The organism is Haliscomenobacter sp., from assembly GCF_033763495.1.
Lineage (GTDB): Bacteria > Bacteroidota > Bacteroidia > Chitinophagales > Saprospiraceae > Haliscomenobacter.
The window spans coordinates 31363-51277 of record NZ_JANRKL010000226.1 but is presented as its reverse complement, the minus strand read 5'-3'; the positions used below and the strand labels follow the sequence as shown (position 1 = coordinate 51277).

Genomic DNA, 19915 nt, shown 5'->3' with positions numbered 1-19915 from the left:
GATTACCTCTATGTAAATAAGCGTTTCTAATTTTGAGCAGGAAGCTCCAAGTCCGAACGACAAGCTACTCAAGCAAGATATTTGTTCGGACTTGTCTTCCACTTTTTCATATTTGTCAAAATTAGGTAAAAATTATTTTCCTCTCCTTTTTTTCTTTCTTTTCTTCCCACAAAACTTTCCATCACACTTCTTGTTTCACTCCCGAAATTGATTTTACGTCATTGCATCCGCACAACACATAAGCAGTGGGGCAAAATAATTGCCCTAATTCTTTATTTTTGCTGGATGAATACTTGCTTTTGATGAAGGAGCCAAACAAAGCCATCATTTTGAACCCAACCGAAGATGACCCTACTGCGGAAGAGCGAAAGCGTGACCACATTCAATTGGCTTTCAACTCACAAGTAAAGTCAGAAGAACTGGATCCACGTTTTTATTACGAACCTTTGCAAAGTCCTCATCCCCAACTAGGTTCCTGGTCTCACTTTCCGTTTTTGGGACATACCTTTAAAGCACCACTCTGGGTGTCTAGTATGACCGGAGGAACAGCCATGGCCCGAACCATTAACCAAAATCTGGCTCGTGCCTGTGGTGAATTTGGTATGGGGATGGGGTTAGGTTCTTGTCGATCCCTTTTGTACAGCGACGATGTATTGGCTGATTTCGCGGTAAAGCCTTTAATGAATGGCCAGCCTCTTTTTGCCAATTTAGGAATTGCCCAATTGGAACAACTCATTGAACGCAATGAACTGTATCGCATCAATGTGATGCTTGATAAATTGGATGCAGATGGGCTGATCATCCATGTCAATCCCTTTCAGGAATGGCTTCAGCCAGAAGGAGACCGGTTTCAGCAGGCTCCACTAATCACGATTGAAAAAATCCTGGAGTATCTTAAGATGCCTGTCATCGTCAAAGAAGTAGGGCAAGGCATGGGACCGGATAGTTTAAAGGCTTTGTTACAATTGCCACTGGCTGCGATTGACTTTGCGGCAGCAGGAGGTACCAACTTTGCCAAACTTGAATTGCTACGCGATACAGAGGCAAAACAATTGATTTATGGCCAATTGGCCAAAGTAGGCCATAGTGCAGCCGAAATGGTAAATTTTGTCAATCAATTGCTTCCAGAGTTGGGCAACAAAGTACAATGTCAATCCATCATTGTATCAGGAGGTGTGCAAAGCTTTCTGGATGGCTATTACCTCATCAATAAGGTGCAATTGCCCGCGATTTACGGACAGGCATCCGGTTTTTTAAAACACGCACAAGGCGACTATGAGCCGCTGCGCACCTATATAGCCGCACAGATTGAAGGCTTAGAACTGGCACAAGCATTTTTAAAGGTCAGATAACACAAGAATGCAGGAAAAATCAATATCGGGACTCCATAAGCTGAGCAAAACAGAAAAAATTCAGTGGCTGGCTAAAAATTTTTCGGCCGATGAGGGGGCTACTTTGGAGTCGCTCCGCAGTTTTTGGCATGAAGACGCCGAAATACAGCGCATTCTGGACGGGTTCAGTGAAAATACCCTGAGTAATTTTGTCTTTCCTTACGGTATCGCCCCTAATTTTTTAGTGGATGGACAAATGTACGCGGTGCCCATGGTCATCGAGGAAAGCTCGGTAGTAGCTGCTGCTGCCAGTGCCGCCAAATTTTGGTCGCACAAAGGTGGCTTCAAAACAAGCGTATTGGGCACCACCAAACTGGGGCAATTGCACTTCAGTTGGAAAGGAGATAGCACAAAACTCCAGGCCCTGATGCCAGCACTTTCTCATACCCTGCTCAACGATGTTCGGCACATCACCAGCAATATGGAAAAACGAGGTGGTGGTATTTCTTCTATTGAACTACAAGATATGAGCCACCTGGAAGCAGATTATTACCAGTTAAAGGTTGGTTTTCAAACTTGTGATTCTATGGGGGCCAATTTTATCAACTCGGTTTTGGAGGAGTTTGGCCGGAGTTTGCAACATTTTATCAGCTCCCAAACCAGTTTGAGCGCAAGTGAACGGGAAGTAGAGGTCATCATGGCCATCTTATCCAACTATACGCCGGATTGTATCGTGCGCGCCGAAGTAAGTTGCCCGGTTGAACAACTAGATGATGCTTGTATCAATTTGGACGGACGCGGCTTTGCCGAAAAATTCGCCAAGGCGGTCCGCATTGCCGAAATCGACCCATACCGCGCTACTACCCACAACAAAGGCATTTACAATGGTGTGGATGCCGTAGTTATCGCTACTGGCAATGATTTCAGAGCAACCGAAGCCTGCGGGCATACCTATGCTGCCCGCGATGGGCAATACCGGAGTTTGAGCCACTGCCAGGTTGAAAATGGGGTCTTTACATTTTGGCTGGACTTACCCATTGCGCTTGGTACGGTAGGTGGTTTGACCAAATTGCATCCACTAGCTAATCTATCTCTTGAGATTCTGGGCCAGCCTTCCGCGCCGGAATTGATGTCCATCATAGCAGCTACTGGTTTGGCTCAAAACTTTGCCGCGGTACGCTCGCTTGTGACAACTGGTATTCAAAAAGGACATATGAAAATGCACCTGATGAACATCCTCAACCATTTGGGAGGAGATCCTGATGATTGTACGGCTGCAGTAGAATACTTTCAGGATCGGGTGGTTTCATTCTCGGCAGTGCGTGAGTTTTTAGATCGTCGGGAGGAGGAAAAATCCAGACCTGCAGTGAATGTAATGTAAATGCCCATGTCGCCATTCCCAGGAGAAGAATACCATGCAAAAGGCAAATTGTTGCTGACCGGAGAGTACTTTGTATTAGATGGAGCCATGGCTCTTGCCTTGCCTACCCGTCTGGGGCAACATTTTAAAGTAGAAGCTGGCAAGTCAGGAGTATTAACCTGGCAGAGCTACGATGTGGATGGTACTTGTTGGTTCAATGTCACCTTGGAAATCCCCAGTCTGAAGATTGTATCTGTTGAAACATCCGAACCTGCCCTAAGGCTGATTCAGGTTTTGGAACAGGCATTTTTATTATCCAAACTCCCCTTGACTAGCCTCGGAGGATGTTCGATCACCACTCACCTGGATTTTTCCCGGCATTGGGGTCTGGGCAGTAGTTCTACGCTCATCAGTTTTGTGGCACATTTGGCACAAGTGAACCCTTATGATTTATTGGCCAAAACTTTTGGAGGTTCAGGGTATGATTTGGCTTGTGCTCTGGCAGAAGGCCCCATCATTTACCAAAATCAAGTTGCACAGCCAGTAGCTTTTCACCCAGCTTTTGCCGACCAACTTTACTTTGTGTATTTGGGGAAAAAACAAAACAGTCGGGAGGGCATTCAGCGCTACCGGGCTTTGGGCGAAAAGGTAAAAGCCTCCTTAGCCGAAATCAATCATTTAACCCTAGATATAGCAGCTTGTGATTCGCTCGAAGTATTTGAAAGCTTGATACTTCAGCATGAATTAATTGTCAGTACCAATTTGAATTTAACTCGCGCTCAAAACCTTTATTTTTCAGATTACTGGGGTGTAGTGAAATCTTTGGGTGCATGGGGAGGAGATTTTGTTTTGGTGACCAGTGACCAGGATACAGCAAGTACAAAAAACTACTTTCAGGAAAAAGGATTTGAGGTAATCCTGAGCTATACTGAAATGATTCTTTGATTTTATTTAGAAACAATCTAAACAAACGGTATCTTTACGCAGTTTTTTAAAGAAATAGACTGAACAATGCCAACCACCTGGTACGACGCCAACGTCATCAACATCCAAACCGCCAGCCCAAATACCCGTCGTTTTTGGGTAGAGATTCCCAATGTAGAAGCTTTTAACTTCAAGCCCGGCCAATTTGTGACCATGGATTTGCCCATTGGCGATAAACGCCTGCAACGTTGGCGCAGCTATTCCATCGCCAGCGCCCCGGCAGAAAGCAACCAGCTGGAGTTTTGTATTGTTCGTTTGGATGGTGGTAAAGCTACCGAGTACTTGTTTGATGATGTGCAGGTAGGATCAACCTTGCGCTTTAAGGGTCCCGATGGTGGATTTGTATTGCCTGAAACCATTGATCACGATATGGTCATGGTCTGTACAGGAACCGGTGTCGCTCCCTTTCGCAGCATGTTGCAATACATCCATCAGGAGAATATTCCCCACCGCAAGTTGCACCTGATCTTTGGTACCCGCCATACTGAAGGTATCCTCTATCAGGAAGAGTTTATTGAATTGCAAAAACAATTGCCCAATTTCCGATTCTCCGTTGCCCTCTCGCGGGAGGCGGAACTTGATCCCACCCAATTCCCCTTTGAAGTCCAAGCAGGCTACGTGCATTCTTTTTACCTAAATGAATACGCCACTTTACGTTCCGATGTAAAATTTTACCTTTGTGGCTGGCAGAATATGGTGGACGAAGCCGTCCTCAACCTGTTTGACAAAATTGGCTACGACAAGCGCCAGATCATTACCGAACTTTACGGCTAAAAATGGGTGTGTTGTGTGAGTGTGTTGTGTGAGTGTGTTGTCGCATTGCCTCTAAAATTCCGCCAACCCACGGATTCATCCGTGGGAGGCCACCATACAAAATCACCCCATGGCTTTAGCCGTGGGAACAGCATGGCATTAGCCGTGGGAACATCAGCATCTATGAAACTCGTCTCCTACAACCTCAACGGCATCCGCGCCGCCCTCACCAAGGGCTGGGCTGAATGGCTGCGCGAACACCAGTTCGACATCATCTGCGTTCAGGAAACCAAAGCCAGTCCGGACCAGGTTGACCTTTCCACTATTGGCGATCTGGGCTACCACGTACACTGGCATTCTGCGCAAAAAAAAGGCTACAGCGGCGTGGCCACCTTCAGCAAACAGGAACCCGATCAAGTCATCAGTGGGTGCGGTATCTCCAAATACGACGACGAAGGGCGTATCCTGCGCAGCGACTTCGGAGACCTCACAGTGCTCAACTGCTATTTCCCATCAGGCACAACGGGAGATGTACGCCAGGATTTCAAGATGATTTTTCTGGAAGATTTTTTCCGTTGGGCACATGAATTGCACCAAGAAAGAAAAAACCTCATCATTGTCGGCGACTACAACATCGCCCACACCGAACGCGACATCCACGATCCCAAAGGCAACAAAAACTCCTCCGGTTTTTTGCCCGAAGAAAGGGAATGGCTCAGCAAATGGTTCGACAGTGGTTTTACCGATGCCTTCCGCTTTTTGAATCCCGACAAAATTGAATACAGCTGGTGGAGTTTCCGCGCTGGTGCCCGCAAAAACAACAAGGGCTGGCGCATCGACTACCAGTCCGTAAGCGACAACCTGCGCCCCAAACTCAAAGCATCCAGACATATCAACGAAGCAGAGCATTCAGATCACTGTGCGGTGCTGGTAGAATTCGATAATCTCCTATAAGCTCCTATTCTGCAACATCAATGGGAGCCATATCGGGCTCTACCCACAAGGCGCGTGCCTGGGTAGAGAATAGAAGGTCTTTGGAGTAAAACCTGAACATGATTTCCTGTGCCGCATAAGGACTGTTCAGGAGCGCCGTGCAAGATTCGGCAAGTGAGAGGCCCGCACATTTTTTTTGCACAAAGGCTTTCAACAGAATGGCCCAAAGTTGGGTGATGGTTTCATGATACCCCCGCTCATGGGTGTTTTTGCCACCAGTGGCTACATTATAGGTGATGATGCCCGAGCGCAGGTAATAAATGGCTTGTTCTAGTGGAAAATGGTAGGCAAAATAGGTGCCAACGATGAGGTGCGCCTGGTGGGTCCAACGTTCGGCAGGTAGGCTGTGATCCTGGAATCCGGAAACAAGTTCTTCAATCTCGGCGGGAGATACGGCAATAGTGGTGGTGGTGTTCATTTGTGTAAAGTTTGAAGGTCAACTAACAGGAATCGGCTTGAACTAAGTTAAAAGCTCAAGCCGATTCTTATTAATGGCACTAAAGTCAGAAAAGTTCCATCTTTAATTACTTCCTGCCTTCAATTCAGTTGCCTTACGAGGCAGTTTTTCATCCCGCATCGCCGTATGCAGGACAAAAGAAGCAATCACCGTAGCCGCCTGTTTCAGGTCATCTGCTACCAGGTGATCCAGGTTGTCCATATTGGAATGGTGGGTACGGGTAGAGTAAGCCATAGGCTCCTGGATGAACTGGAAGCCAGGGATCCCTGCCGCATCAAAAGACTGATGGTCGGTACCACCGGTATTTTGCAGGGTTATGGTTGTTGCGCCCAGGTCTTTGAACGGATCCAACCAGGCCCGAAAGATCGGCATTACCCCTGGGTTACCTTGCAGGTAAATCCCACGCACTTTGCCTGTGCCGTTATCCAGGTTGAAATAGCCGGATATTTTACTTTGTTCGGCCTCTTTGATGCTTTGAATGGTGCCTTCAGGGCTGGTGTTGGCGTAGTGGTCTTTTACATAACCTCTGGAACCCAACAGGCCTTGCTCCTCACCCGTCCACAAGGCCAGGCGAATGGTGCGGCGAGGTTTGATCCCGGTTTCTTTGATCGTTTCCAGAATGATCCGGGAAGCTTCCATCATCACGGCAGAACCGGCTCCGTTGTCGGTTGCACCCGTACCTGTATGCCAGGAATCGAAGTGCGCACCCAGCATAACCACTTCGTCCTTGAGGTCGGAGCCAGGAATCTCAGCGATGATGTTGTGCTCCATTCCATCGGGGTTGGTATAGGTAGCTTTCAATTCCATGGACAAGGTCACCGGAATGCCCTTTTGCATCAGGCGGAAAATTCGGTTGTAATGCTCCACTGCCATAGTGGCTTGAGGAATGACCTTGGCTTTGGGGTCTTGTGCCCGGCCTTCGTCTGCACGAGCACCGGATACGAATACAGTACCCAAATCTCCCTTGAACCCGCGGTCGATCACCGCCAACGGATCTTCGGCTACGATGAACTTGAAGAGTTTTTGGTTGAAAGAAAAACCACCCAGTCGGTTGAAATCACGGTCGGGGCGACGGCCTGGGGCAGGTGCGTTGGCCATGTTCAGCAGGTCTTCCGCAACGAGGCGTTTTGCAGGGGCATCAAACCATTCATTGATGGTACGGATGGTATCCAGGAATACGAATTTTCCTTTCAGTTTACCCTTGTATTTTTCGAGGTCGGCCTCGTCATCGGCTTGCAGGTAGATCACCTCCCCACTAACGAGCCCTTTGGTGCTGGGCGACCAGGCTTTGGGATAAGCAATGATTGGGAAATAGTTGGGCGCAGTTGCGTGCATTTCGAAGTGAGAGAACTCCCAGCCCCGGCCGAATGGCCCCCAGGCTTCGAGGTGAACATTGCTCATGCCCCATTCTTTGAGCGTTTTTTGCGCCCAATCGGTGGCTTTGTCCAACATGGGAGAGCCCGTTAAACGTGGCCCATAGACGTCACAAACCCAGGAGGCGATGTCCATCACCTGGCTTTTTTCCATACCATGCTTGCGGATGGCAGCGTTGAGGGTTGGATTGGGTGCATCCTGGGCCAGGAGGCTAATACTGGCAGCTACGGCCAATAACAACAGTAAGGAGAGCTTTTTCATCATCATACTCAGGTTTTAAATGGTAATGCTTCTAATCATCAGCTCGATTGGGTAGCATCGTAAAGTGATGTAAAGTAAAATAAGTCTTGATGGAAAATTCGGTTTGTAGACTAAAGGGAGAGAAATGGACTTGGAGGTAGGCTAAATTGGTGTAAGTGACAATTTTGTTTTCATTTTGGCCCAAATTTCACCATTCCTTAACCTGAATTCCTGGATAATGTCCGGAATAAATTCGTTTTTGTACAAAAATACGCACTATGACCCAATTGCCCTTTTTGCTCAACAATAGTGAATTGCCGCTACACCAAATATCCAACCCGAATTTGAAAGAAGATGTTGACACCATCCTCGCGACCGAGCGCGAAATTGGAGCGGAAGCTTATGGCCCGGGGTTTGTCTATTACCTCAACATTTATGATCGGCCCGCCGACCTTGGTTTAATGCCTTATTCGCATACGCGGGCAGGAGACATCAAAGCACTGTTTACTGCTGTGAAAAATCTCTGGCCAGAGGACACCCAGTTTCTGGAATTGGATGACCATTATTGGGATGTCCTCAGTATTTATCGGCAAAGTTCAGAGCTCAGCCGGCGGAGATTTCCCGCTTATTTTCGTGGGTTGTTTATGCGTGATGAAACCTATACCGAACGGGATCCAGAACAACAATTCCTTACTCGCCGCACTCGTGTATTGAATCGATTGATTCCTTACTTGTCGGATCACCTGTTCAATGAACAGATGCCCTTGATCAGTATGTTCAGCCTCGCCGATGCAGATAACGAAAACACCGCATTTGCACCTTATGTGTTTTTTGGGCAGCAGTCGATTGTGGTGGTGGGGAAACGGTGGATCCTTTAGCGCCCAATGGGTTTGTACAAACTCCGACATTGAGCTACATCGATGATCAAAACCGATTTTTGGTCTTTTTTCCAGGCTTGCATAAACCGGGCATGCCCTGCATCCAAGGCTTTCAAAAACAAGGCAGCACTGAGTTGCGACTGGGTTCGAGCGGCTATGCTATTGATGTGGGTGGCAAATTCCTGTTTGCTGGGTTCTTTTACGGCGCTTGTTTCGCCGATCAGCGTTGTTTCCAATACCAAAATGTCTTCCTGTTTGCCATCCACATAAAAGCCCAACATCGCGTGTCCAGGTACCAATATGATCAGGGGTTGGAGGCCAATGGAACGCATCAGGGAAGCAAAAACGACGGTTCCATCAATACAATTGGCTTGTGCAGTGGCAATGGCTTCGTCAAAGGTGCGTACCCTTTGGCTGACTACTTGTTTGTGCTCATCGTGTGCGCCAGTGGCAATGTCAGAGTATTTCATTCCTTTGTCCCGAAACAGGCGCCAGATGGCGTACACTTGCGCTACGGCCTCCTCCCGTTTGCCCTGGTATCCATTAAAACCATTCACGGTTTTTTTTTGCAAGGCACTGGCTAGTAACGAATTGATTTTGGGGTGGTCTTCGTTGACGTAAGCAGCAAACATTTTGCGCAAATCGACCTGCCTGCCTTGGTAATCAACTGCGGCAAGCGGACAGTCATTCAGACTGCGCAATGTAGCCGTAATCGTTTTTTTGCCAATGGGCTTTCCATCCAATAAAATGGTGTAGTTGAAATTGAGGGGAATGCTCTCTTTGTGCTGGCGCAAAAGGTCGTAATGCCAGGCAATTTTAGGAAAAATGGCGTATTGCAGTTGGGCTTTGGGCAAGGCAAACGTTTCGCTGAATGCTGCTGAATAATGAGTCGCTTCTATTTGAATGGTCAGTTTGGTATTGGCTTGAGTGCTTTTGACAAACAAACCAATTACACTTTTGGGGTCGCCGAGGTAGTCTTCGGCAAGTTTGAATTGTTGCGGATCAGCGGTAGCTATACTGATCAGAAACGAAGGGAAAATTTGTTGCCCCCAATCGATGTAGGGCTCCCAGCTTAGGGAAAAAGGAGCCGCATCAGGCTGGACGAGTGGAGCAGTTTTGTTCCAGGCAAAGGAGGTCTGACTCTGTCCATCCCGATGTGATGACAATGCAATACCTAGCAATAAAAAAAACACCTTACACATAGCTCAATGGTTTTGATACATCCATTAAGGGGAAGTGTAAAGTGTTTTTCAGGTGGCTAGTGCATCAAATCATAAATTCCGACACCCTAGTTGTAAAAACATTAATGCTTACTTCTCTTATCTATTTCAGCTTTAACTTTTTTCCAATTATTGTAGTTTAAAACAAAAATTCCCGCAAAAAACAAGGGTAGTACTGTGAAGATGCTGAACCCTCCAAGGACTGTATTGGCTATCGCGGCTAAAATCATTAAAGTCATGATTACAATCCACAGGTTGAGCATGCCTCTCATTGATTTTGCTTTCGCCTGTAGTTCTTCCATACTTAATTCAGATACTGGTTTTTCTGTGGACATAAGCTGATGTTTTTAAGAGATAAAGTGAAGATAATGGTTTTTGGTTCGCACCAATTCCTATTTCTGGCGAACTGGCTGGTAATTTTCGTACCCTTTGCGCACCGCTTTGGCCTCCCAATCAAAAGAAAAATTACCTTTTCCCCCCTTAAGTTCTTTCACCCGAAACCCTTTTTCGTTTTTTTCCACCACCGCCAATCCAAAAGTATCATCGAACAAAGGAGTCACGTGTACGGTCGTGGTTTGGGCATTGATGACCAAAGCAAAGTGATCCGAATAAGGAATGAAGGCTTCGCCGTTGATCAATTTTGCAGTTCCACGCTCGTAGGCAGCTGCTTCGGGGCCTTCGATACAGGCGTAAACGATGGATTTGGAGGGGTCTTCTGGGTGGGGGATTTTGAAGTTTTTGACTTTAGCAAAAATATTTTCTGCGGTAACGGTTCCCGTATTGATGTATGCATTTTGTTCAGTATCTAGAGATAGCGCCATTTTCAAATTGCCTTGGTCATCATCAAATCCGATAAAGCCTACAGATTGGCGAGCATTGCCTTTGGGGATAACCACAGATTGAATGATTAAGTCGCTGAAATAACATGAATCTTTTACTGGATCTACCAAATCAATGATTCCTTCGTCTTGATCGGTAACATAAGTTTTTACTCTGCATTTGCTATTCGAATTCGCAATTCTGAGGAATGCACCAGTTGGCTCTGCTTGTAATTCTCCAAAGGAAATGCCATTTTTTCCATGAACTTGTACTGTTCCGCCTTCATAGCCCGGATTTTGGGTAAGAACCACATTGATTTTGGGGTAATTATCCACTACCATTTCACTGTTGAACAAGGCCAGTTCTCCGTATTCTGCATGATGAAAATTACCGCCCAGGAAAGTAGTTCTTGGATTGTATAGTTTTTTACTTTTGTTGTTTTGGGTAGAGATATAACCAATTGGATTTTCGTTGTTCAGGCCCGAGTCTGTTCCAAGAATTAAGGAAGGCACCTCATCGTTTTCTATATGCAAGCTGATTCTTCCGCCAATCAACTGGTTGTCGTATGTGCCGCTCCCCAACACAACTGAAAGGCGCTTGTTTGGGTCTCTTAGCGTAATAAAGCCAGCACCCTTGGTGGCACCGCCCTTTTCCACTCCAGCCGTAAACCTTGCAAATTGTTCTTCACCCAAAATGGCCAAAGGCTGCGAAAGTGTCAGCCCAGCCAAACCGCCCAAAGCGGTTTCACCAATAGCATTGGTACCTATGCTTACACTTTTTTCATAGTACACATTTTGAGTACTTGTGTCTTTTTTCCAAAGATTGTCCCCACCCTTGAGTGCAAGGTCTCCTGGTTCCCAACGGTGGTTGTTCCAGGTCAAAATCTGGCCTTGCACAGGGAGGACATTTGCAATTGGATGTCCTGCCAACGCTTTTACAACCAGCTTATAAAAGGTACCTTCTACATCTCCTTGAGCGCTGGAAGTATTAGTAATGTCATCAGCAGGATTGATATCCCCTGTATTGCTAATGGTGTTATCGGCGGAAATGGCTATGCCTATTCCCGCTTTGTAAGTGATGGTCGCCCCTCCTTTTAGCGGGTTCAAATCCACCGATTTCAGGTTTCCGCCTGCTTCGCTAACTTCCAGAATGGTCCCATTGAGTCGAATATTGGTGATGTGTTCGTTTTGGGGATCGCTGTCATTGTCGGTGGTACTACTTTTTAGTGCAGAGAGGTCTACGGTTTTAATATTGCCGCCAGCTTCAGTTATTTCAAGGATATTGCCATTGAGGCGAACTTGGGTGATGTGTTCATTTTTAGGGTCAGCGTCGGCATCAGCACCTCCACTGCGAGGAATAATTATGGTATTGCCGCCGCTGATGGAAAGTTCATTGGTGGTATTGTTGTAGTGGAGTTGCAGGTTTTCAGGTGCTACCTTGTCCGCGTAATCGGCGTAAATGGCATAGGGCACCGACAAAATCTGAATGGGTTCGCTCAAAGCAATGTATTTATTGCCTCCGGCAGGGTCATATTTTACTTCCAAAAAAAAAGGGCCGCTGCCCCAATTAATCTGCCCGAAATCGTTCGGTTTTAATTTTCCTACTTCCAGCGTAATGATGCCAAAATCATTACTACGCAATGCGGGGCTTCCACCTTTTTGGTAAGTTTCGTTGTACACCACTGCCCCAGTGCGAGAGCCTTGGCGAAGGCTAATGCTCAAGCCCGGCTCAATGCCTTTGGCCAGGGGCAAGCCTTTCTCATCGCGCAAGACAGCTTGATAGCTAAAGGATTGAGGGGCCTGTGCCTGCAAAAGTTGCACAAGCAGCAGGCATTTTAGTACAAAAATTGAGGTCAGAATGGCTTTATGCATAAAAAATCAGGTTATTTCTTTTTTAAATCAAGGCGTTTTTCGTTGGCCAACTTACGCATGTGTTCCCCATAAACGAGGGAATTGTGTAAGCGATCTTGGAGCACTTTGTCGGTTTTGCCTTGTAAAAACTGGCTCAAAAAAAGGCCATAGTCAAGGTTTTCACGAATGGCTAAAGGTAGTTCTGCTGTGTTCTTTGCAGACTGCAGAACGGCAAACTGGGTTTCCGCAGCCGTAGTTTTTCCTTCCATTAAATCTATCCAAGCCCATTTGATGCGAGTATCCAGGCTGTCTTGGGCGTTTTTGAGTGCAAAACGAGGGAGTAGAGCCTTGCATTGTGCCAACTTGCGCTGGTTGAAGGCAAGATTAAAAGCCAACACAACGGAGTCACTTGGTGCTTCAATGGGATCGGCAGAACGGAAACTGGTCTGGCCCTCCAAGTGGGGCAAATATTTTAGCGCCAATTCCTGAGGCGATAATGTGTCTGGTTTTTGCTGTAAAAACCAAAAGGTAAGGATCAAAGCAAGCGAAGCTGCCAGACCAATCATCCAGCGGGTAGCTGGTCGGGCAAAAATAACCCGTAATGTAGACTGAGTTGGCTGGGCTTTTTCTGTTCTAATTTCGCCAATGCTTTGCTCTACATCCGCCATCAAAAATTCAACCCCAGCGAGATGAATGGCGCGTTCCAGGGCGAGTTCTTCGGCCAGTGCGGGCTCCTGCGCTACCCGCGCTTCAAATGCTTTGCGCGAGTCTGCGGGCAGCCGATTGTATAGATAATCCTGGATGAGGGTGGTATCTTCAGCGGACATGGAAACCGATGTTTTGGAGGATGGTCAATAGTTCTTTTTCCTGAGCAAGCCGAGTTCGCAAGCGCCCCAAGCATTCGTATACATAATTGCTTGACGAAGCAGAATCGCTAGAAATAGCAGGGCCTGAAGAAAAGTCTACTGAAAACTTGGTTCTAAAAAAATCCAGCAGCAAATTTTGGCATTTTCCCTTGATCTCCCGCACCACTTGTTGGATGATGGGACGAATTTTGGCTTGTAAAAACTGATCGTAGGGCAGAGCTTCAGGGGTAATTGCTGTGCTGTTTAGTAGCTGTTCTTCCTGGACTGCCTGGGGAGGGAAGCGTTCGTCCAAAGCGCTGTGTGCCTTGAATTGGGGCGATTGGCGCAAGTCGCGGATGTGGTTTTTGCAAGTCGCCAGCAAAAAAGGCAAGGCTTTCTCTTCGCTGCGTAAGCTGCCCATGGCCAGGCTGCGGGTCAGGATACGCAGGCCATTCAGGATGACCTCTCCAGGGTCTATTTTGTCCAGCAAATCATAACGGGCGAGCCACTGCTCGATGCTCTGATTGAGTTTGGGATGGGTATAAAAACTGCGCATAATCTCCTTGAGTCGAGCACTTCCCGGCATCATTTGCTGCAATGGATAATCCGGGATGTCCAACACTGCCAACTCCAGACTGGCTGCAAGGAGTTCACTCTTTTTCAATAAATCCTGAAAATGGCTACTGACTGGCTCACCCAATTCGGCAAGCAAGCCTTGCATTTGATCCGAAAGCTGGCGCTGTTGCTTTAAGGCCTCCTGTACACCATCACTTTTCCTGCTTTTCAGCTGTCCGATGTTTTGGGCCAACTGGGACAAGAGGGCGGAAGTATCCAAAAATTGCTGTACAGTAGGCCTTTGAATATCTAAAAAAAACGTAAGGTGAGTGCCACAGAGTTGAAGTAACTGCGCAAATTCCATGATCCCTTGTTGTTTAATCGTTCCTTACTTTGATGCTGAACTGCCTGGCAGGATAAGCGCTTACCCGGCGGCCTTGCGCGATAAAACAGTTGCCAGCTGGGGCTTTCAGGGTTTGTTCCATGGCGTTTAGCTCAAGCATCTGGCCATTCACAGCCTGAACAAATTCTGGCGTAACCGTGACGATCATTTCCGTAAAATCCGCACAGGGTTCGATGTGAGTAACCACTCCAGTAGCCGCTGCTCCTTTTACAATCAGTGCTTCGCCAAATTCATCAACTACCGTCCGTTCCACTATGAATTCGATCTGCTGCTCCTCAGTTAGCGAATAATATTCCAGTTGTTGAGCGAGTTTCAATGAGATGACCGTAGTAGGTTTCAAGAACAAGGTTTTGTATTCTTCCTTGTTTTGTGCCCACAATCCTACTCCTATGAAACAAGCCAGGGTACAACAGAAGATGCTCAACTTGGGCATAGACCATGATTTTTTGCGCACTCGGGTAAGGGGCGATAAAAAATAAATTGTTCCTTTTGACAAACAATTATTTCACCCCACGACTAACCCACTCAACGTCTTTTTTTCAACGCGAAGTATTGATGTTTTTACTTTCGGAAACCCGGCTCAAGATACTAATTTCTTGTGTACCCGAGGCTAACTTTTGTTCACCATCGAGTTTTACATTCGAACAGTCGCAAGCTACTAGTTTTACTACTTCAATCAACACTTCAGCGATTTCGCCTCGTTTTAGCCCCCTGTTGTGGTAAGTTATTTTTTTGATCTGAGCGGTCACCAGAGTGCCTTTGCGCACCAGGTTTTCGCCATTCAACACCAGGTTTTCGAGGGTTTTTAGGCTGATTACCTTGCCTTCACTCAGGGGGCTAGACCAAAAATTTTCAGGCAAAACACCTGCGGTGTTGATGCGTGCGCCTTGTACCAAACGCATGGGTGAAGCGGTGTAGGTATCGCACAGAGCCTGGATTTGGGGGATGCGCAGTGTTTTAATTTGGTCGGCTTGTGCATGTAATGCTAAAGCAAAAAAATGAAGCAGGGCAAAAAAGTAAATGTAGCGCATGGTTGATGGGTTGAGGGAGTTGAAAAGTTGAAAAGTTTATGGTTGAAGAGTTGAAAAATCGCTGCGCTGGCCTCAACTCTTCAACTACAAACTTTTCAACTTTTCAACTTCACCTTATATCCGAATTTTAAAAGCCTGGCTGGTAGTCGTCACAATTTCGGTATTCACTTCCGCTTTGCCATTGCAGCAGTCCGCTACTTTTACCGACTGGTCGGTAAGACGCACATCCTGGCCGTCGCGAGAGCGTACATAGGCCCCTTTGATCCGTACAATGGTTTTGCGGCCTTCGCAGTCAATGGCGTCTACTACTGCGGAGGCGGTAGCTCCGGCACGTACGACAATGATTTGTTCGTGAATGATATCGTCTACTACTGTGCAAGGCACTGGTTTGCCCACTTGCAGGTCCTGGAAACGGACGTCTTGAGCAACTTTAAGGCGCACCGTCAAGTTGGGGGGTACAACAATGACTTGTGGCATTTTGAATGATGGCAGTGCGATGACTGCGGCAAAAAGAATCGAAAAGAAGATGGTTTTGTTTTTCATGGTTTTGTTTTTTGCCATGGCTGAAGCCATGGTTGTCCCACGGCTGAAGCCATGGGTTGGTTTTGTAGAGAGGCCTCCCACGGATAAATCCGTGGGTTGGCTTGGGCTTCTTGAAATCTCACCCACACTTTCACACTTCACACCCTATCTTAGCGACAACAAGGGATACATACGCGTACTTCGTGTTCAAGGCTGGCACGAATGCTTTCGGCAGAGGTGTAAAGTGATTCTATTGTTTTGATAATTTGCTGAGCACCTTTCAGGTTGATGGGCAATTGGCCTGTGCCCGTGTGGAGGGTTTGAGCTTCTAGAATGATCATGGCTGGGCGTGCATCGACCCCAGGAACGAATTTTTTGACAACCCCCAAGGCGTAAGCACTGGTAGGGATCACCGTGGTTTTACCCACTTGAACGGCGGTGGCTACCCGAAAACGCACTACTTTTTTTTCAGTCAGGGTTTCCAGATCCAGGTGGTCGTCCAATTCGAGGTCAATTTGGGTGCCCGCAGGGATACATTTGGTTTCACACTTGGGGTCTTTGCCGTCGCAATTGCAATCGCCATTGCGGTCTTTCTTCTTGTTGTTGTCTTCTTCCTCTTCTTCCTCATCCTCTTCAGATTCCTGTTCATTGACCTGTAGATTGGCCTTCTCTTCATTGTCCAAACCTGCCAGACGATAATTGCTGCTGCTGGTTTTGCCGCGAGAGATTTTAATAGTTTGAGCAGAAACATCCAAGGAGGCACTTAGGCCCAAGGCCAGGATAAGGATACACATCAAAATACTTTTCATGGTGTTGTTGTTTTTCAATGATTCGCAATCAGTGGCTCACTTTTGTTGAGCTTCATTCGTTAAGGGGGAGGGGAATTTTTTTTTCAGGTTTTTTTCAGGTTTTTTTTTCAAAAAAATTTCAAGTCCAATTCAAACCCACTACTGAGTGGGGCTTGTTACCTTTGTAGTGGGGCAAAAATGCTGCAATGATGAAATATCTGGGACTATGCTTTTTGTTGATGGTGGGAATTTCGGTTCGAGCTCAAATGCTGTGCAATCCGGCTGTAAGTGGGCAGCACTATTTTTCCAACAGCAGTTTTCAGCAAACCGAGATTCAAGCCTGGGCGCTATTTGATCAAACTCACTTTGCGGGAGTAGGTAAAACCAATCGGCAGGAGGCTTACTTTTTTATGCAGCCCAGTGGTAAAACTTTTCAGGAAGCAGGCCGAGATTTCAACGCTATTTTGCCCTTTTATACCGAGCACTTCAGTGGCAGTACTTATGGCTCATACCTGATAGCAGGGGCGAATAGAGGGAGTGGGGCAAAAAACAAAGGCTGTATTTTTGTGGTAGACGACCTGCCTGGAGCCAAAATACAGTCCTTCCCAACGCCTGATGCAGTGGAAGAAGTGCTGAGTATCCGCGCGATTCCATACATAGACAACGCGGCTTATTTGGCAATTGGCCGAACTGGAGGAAGACTTTTCATCGGTCAATTTTCTTTGAATACGCCTAGCGAACTGGAATTTACCGTACCTTGGTCAAATGCGTATTTCGACCTCTCGCCACAGATCAAACAAGTGGAGGGGCTCTATCACGCGGTGGACAAGCTGTGGTGGCTCACAGGTTTTACCAGCAACGGCACGGTGGTCTATTTGCTACGCGACAACAATGGCAAACTGGAGGAAGTCGATCATTGGGCCAATACTGATCGTTTCCTGAGCTTGAACGCAAGTACAGTTGATGGCAAAAGTGGAGACCTGATTCTAGCGGGAACTAGCAGCAAGGTGCGTTTTGGCAACAATTGGGTAGCACGATTGCCGCTGCGCGAAGGCCGAATAGCCGCTACCCAAATGAACGAATACAACTTTGGTGGTGAAGGACGGGATTATCCTATAGCCCTTCAGTACCTGTCGGACAATAAATATGCTTTGCTATTCAAGACTGATGCGCAGAAAAGCTTCCAGCTCAAAACTGGTGTGGCCTTTGCTGGGCAAGACCTAAAATTTGATGCTAAAAAATGTTGGGCAACGGAATTGGATGCCGAAACTAGCGATCTGGCGGGCTTGATCCAAATTCCCGGGCAGGAACAAAACTTGTTCATCGGGGTCAGTACCAGCGAGGCCCGCCCACGAAGTTACAATTTGGCCATCCCAGGTTTGAAATTTGAGCAGCCCGAAATCCCGTTGATAAGTTTGTCGCCCCCTCCAGTACCACAATGGTCGGCTCAAGTCAGCCTTCTGGGTGCCACCACAATGGGCAGTGGCACAAAAATAGAGCCACCCGCAGCACCCTGCAACTTCAAACTCCGCAGCGTACGCAAATACGAGGAAGGGCAAATTGTCATTGAATTTCCCTCCGCGTTGCCCGCGCAACACCAAATCAAAATCTGGCAAAACAGTTACACTTCCGCCCCCGATACCTGGACAATCAAGGAGGCCACCCGCAGCATTGCCTTAGCCCAAAAGCCCAACGTGAATCGAATTTTCCTGATGGATGTACAAAACCCTACAGAAGTTTGTTATGAAGTTTCCTTGGCCGCTTTACCGGCCTACTCCAGCAATACCTTGGCACCAGCCAATAGCCGGGGGCAGGTAGCGGGAGTGTATCCCCAAGTGCGTACCCGCCAGGGTGAATACACTTGCAAAGACACCTTACAACTGCGCCCACCGGGCTTGGATACCAGCATCATTTACGACCTAGGGGCTCAATTTGGCACAGCCGCAGATTACAACACCCGCTACCGGGTTGTTTGGATGCGGGATGGGCGATTTTTCCGCGCCGATACTTTACAAAAAAAATGTACGAGCACGCCTCTTGCCTCCAAACCACGTTTGTTTGTAATTTGTATTGGCATGCAGTACCAGGATAAAAAATGGCAGCAGGTTTTTTCGGAGAACAACGCTACTCAGCTCAGTGAAGTTTTTCGGATGTATGGACAAACGCTACAGAGTGATCCCCATTCATCCCCTTATGAAAGCATACACATAGAACTCATTACTGGCGCGGCAACCAGGGGAAAAGAATTGCTGATTCTGCAATTCAAACGGCTGAAAGAGTTATGGAAGCCCAGTAACCCCTCCAAAAAGCCCTTAATGCGCAGCGACCAGGATCGCTTGGTGGTATTTTTGTCGGGGCATGGTAGTATGGATGAAAAAAGCAGCGATCCCCGGCGGCGCTACGTGATTTGTACCGATTATTACGACGTGGATTACCCCGAAACCTATTATTACGGTACCGATTTTTACCAGCGAATGCTCAACGATTTTAGTTGCGCCAAAACTGCGTTTATTATTGAAACTTGTGCCAGTGGCCAATTGCTGAAAGACATTGTAGGAATGGGCGCTCAAGAAAACAAGTCTACCCAATTTGCCGCCGAGATGGTCCAACAATTTGCAATGGCCACCGAGTCACCGGACTCAAACCCTACTGCAAAACTAGATCAGCGCGATGTGTTTTTACTGACTTCCACTGCACAGGATAGCGCCAGTTTCGCCGATCCTGAGTTGAAACGCGGCTACTTCAGTTGGTACCTAATCGAGAGCATGTTGCAATGCCAAGAGCCCGGCTTCAACACCGTGGATATGGCTTATTTGTTGAAAAAAATTGGTGAAAAAGTAGAAAAAAACAACCGCCAATCTGAAAAACACAAACTTCCTTCCCCTATTGGTATTGTGGGGAGTTCTTTCCCTCTATTACAGTTGAATACTCCTGCTCAAATCAAAAAGTTACATGAGGAAGCCCGGAAGAAAAAATTATGTGAATAAACTGCTTGGGGTAGCTGGGCTTTGTTGGGCCTTTTGGCCTCAAGATGCCGCCGCCCAACAACTCATTACTTTTGCAGGCGGCCAGAGCGGCAGCGTTGAGGGTGCTTACATGGGCTGGTCGGTAGGGGAATTGTTGGTCCAACCCCTGGCCAGCAAAACAGCCTACTTGACCCAGGGGTTCCGTCAACCGGAAGTCAACACCCTGCCTAATGAAGAAGATTCCAAAGCCTGTGCCCGCAACAATGGCCTTACCATTTACAACGGAATCACCTCCAATGGCGACAAAGTTAACGATGTGCTTCGCATCAACGGCATTGAACGTTTCCCGGGCAACCAACTCTACATTTTCAACCGCTGGAACGCTGTTTTGTACCAAAAAGAAAACTACAGCAATGACAATGCCTGGGGTGGAACCGACCAAAACGGCTCGCCTTTGCCCGCTGGCATTTATTATTATCGCTTGTATCTTGACCCCAAAGAAGTGAAACAATTTTGTGAAGGCCGAATCTTGATTGTTCGTTAAAC

19 protein-coding genes are annotated in these 19915 nt (G+C 47.1%); 8 read left to right on the top strand and 11 right to left on the bottom strand.

The features are described 5' to 3' along the window. The first annotated feature begins 302 nt into the window (after positions 1 to 302). From SFV55_RS26730 to SFV55_RS26710, 5 genes are all read left to right on the top strand, one after another. Complete coding sequence (locus tag SFV55_RS26730; protein ID WP_320032649.1) at positions 303 to 1352, top strand: isopentenyl-diphosphate delta-isomerase; 1050 nt, start codon at positions 303 to 305, stop codon at positions 1350 to 1352. A 7-nt stretch (positions 1353 to 1359) separates the two neighbouring features. Continuing rightward, complete coding sequence (locus SFV55_RS26725; protein WP_320032648.1) at positions 1360 to 2712, top strand: hydroxymethylglutaryl-CoA reductase; 1353 nt, start codon at positions 1360 to 1362, stop codon at positions 2710 to 2712. Positions 2713 to 2718: 6 nt separating this feature from the next. After that, positions 2719 to 3636 carry a GYDIA family GHMP kinase gene (locus SFV55_RS26720; RefSeq protein WP_320032647.1) on the top strand — a complete coding sequence of 306 codons (918 nt, stop codon included), beginning with the start codon at positions 2719 to 2721 and terminating at the stop codon, positions 3634 to 3636. Between the two features lie 66 nt (positions 3637 to 3702). Further along, positions 3703 to 4449: an FAD-dependent oxidoreductase gene (locus SFV55_RS26715; protein ID WP_320032646.1), complete on the top strand. Its 747-nt coding sequence runs from the start codon at positions 3703 to 3705 to the stop codon at positions 4447 to 4449. Between the two features lie 162 nt (positions 4450 to 4611). Continuing rightward, on the top strand, positions 4612 to 5382 hold the full coding sequence (locus tag SFV55_RS26710) for an exodeoxyribonuclease III (protein ID WP_320032645.1): 771 nt from the start codon (positions 4612 to 4614) through the stop codon (positions 5380 to 5382). Between the two features lie 4 nt (positions 5383 to 5386). On the opposite strand, the gene SFV55_RS26705 is transcribed toward SFV55_RS26710, so the two are convergent. Both SFV55_RS26705 and SFV55_RS26700 read right to left on the bottom strand, forming a co-directional pair. Beyond that, positions 5387 to 5839: a hypothetical protein gene (locus SFV55_RS26705; RefSeq protein WP_320032644.1), complete on the bottom strand. Its 453-nt coding sequence runs from the start codon at positions 5837 to 5839 to the stop codon at positions 5387 to 5389. Positions 5840 to 5941: 102 nt separating this feature from the next. Further along, complete coding sequence (locus SFV55_RS26700; protein WP_320032643.1) at positions 5942 to 7516, bottom strand: M20/M25/M40 family metallo-hydrolase; 1575 nt, start codon at positions 7514 to 7516, stop codon at positions 5942 to 5944. A gap of 254 nt (positions 7517 to 7770) precedes the next feature. Here SFV55_RS26700 and SFV55_RS26695 point away from each other — a divergent pair, with 254 nt between their 5' ends. Further along, complete coding sequence (locus SFV55_RS26695; RefSeq protein WP_320032642.1) at positions 7771 to 8370, top strand: hypothetical protein; 600 nt, start codon at positions 7771 to 7773, stop codon at positions 8368 to 8370. Here SFV55_RS26695 and SFV55_RS26690 read toward each other — a convergent pair. The 9 genes from SFV55_RS26690 to SFV55_RS26650 all read right to left on the bottom strand — a co-directional run bounded on the left by SFV55_RS26690 (position 8367) and on the right by SFV55_RS26650 (position 16424). Further along, on the bottom strand, positions 8367 to 9572 hold the full coding sequence (locus SFV55_RS26690; RefSeq protein ID WP_320032641.1) for a hypothetical protein: 1206 nt from the start codon (positions 9570 to 9572) through the stop codon (positions 8367 to 8369). The genes SFV55_RS26695 and SFV55_RS26690 overlap by 4 nt on opposite strands. Before the next feature lie 101 nt (positions 9573 to 9673). After that, positions 9674 to 9925 carry a hypothetical protein gene (locus tag SFV55_RS26685; protein ID WP_320032640.1) on the bottom strand — a complete coding sequence of 84 codons (252 nt, stop codon included), beginning with the start codon at positions 9923 to 9925 and terminating at the stop codon, positions 9674 to 9676. Positions 9926 to 9982: 57 nt separating this feature from the next. Continuing rightward, the gene (locus tag SFV55_RS26680; RefSeq protein WP_320032639.1) at positions 9983 to 12280 is read right to left on the bottom strand and encodes a hypothetical protein; all 2298 of its coding nucleotides are present in this window, start codon (positions 12278 to 12280) and stop codon (positions 9983 to 9985) included. Between the two features lie 11 nt (positions 12281 to 12291). Then, complete coding sequence (locus SFV55_RS26675; protein WP_320032638.1) at positions 12292 to 13086, bottom strand: hypothetical protein; 795 nt, start codon at positions 13084 to 13086, stop codon at positions 12292 to 12294. Then, positions 13076 to 14023 carry a hypothetical protein gene (locus SFV55_RS26670; RefSeq protein ID WP_320032637.1) on the bottom strand — a complete coding sequence of 316 codons (948 nt, stop codon included), beginning with the start codon at positions 14021 to 14023 and terminating at the stop codon, positions 13076 to 13078. The genes SFV55_RS26675 and SFV55_RS26670 overlap by 11 nt, the downstream gene beginning before the upstream one ends. 13 nt (positions 14024 to 14036) lie before the next feature. After that, positions 14037 to 14495, bottom strand: coding sequence for a hypothetical protein (locus SFV55_RS26665; RefSeq protein ID WP_320032636.1), 459 nt, complete (start codon positions 14493 to 14495; stop codon positions 14037 to 14039). 106 nt (positions 14496 to 14601) lie between these two features. Further along, complete coding sequence (locus SFV55_RS26660; RefSeq protein ID WP_320032635.1) at positions 14602 to 15093, bottom strand: hypothetical protein; 492 nt, start codon at positions 15091 to 15093, stop codon at positions 14602 to 14604. A 114-nt stretch (positions 15094 to 15207) separates the two neighbouring features. After that, complete coding sequence (locus SFV55_RS26655) at positions 15208 to 15636, bottom strand: hypothetical protein (RefSeq protein ID WP_320032634.1); 429 nt, start codon at positions 15634 to 15636, stop codon at positions 15208 to 15210. Between the two features lie 149 nt (positions 15637 to 15785). After that, a complete protein-coding gene (locus SFV55_RS26650; protein WP_320032633.1) occupies positions 15786 to 16424 on the bottom strand; it encodes a hypothetical protein in 639 nt (212 codons plus the stop codon). Positions 16425 to 16609: 185 nt separating this feature from the next. On the opposite strand from SFV55_RS26650, the gene SFV55_RS26645 reads away from it, so the two are divergent. Next, positions 16610 to 19390: a caspase family protein gene (locus SFV55_RS26645; protein ID WP_320032632.1), complete on the top strand. Its 2781-nt coding sequence runs from the start codon at positions 16610 to 16612 to the stop codon at positions 19388 to 19390. Then, on the top strand, positions 19356 to 19913 hold the full coding sequence (locus SFV55_RS26640) for a gliding motility-associated C-terminal domain-containing protein (RefSeq protein WP_320032631.1): 558 nt from the start codon (positions 19356 to 19358) through the stop codon (positions 19911 to 19913). Before SFV55_RS26645 ends, SFV55_RS26640 begins: the two co-directional genes overlap by 35 nt. The last annotated feature ends 2 nt before the right edge of the window (positions 19914 to 19915 follow it).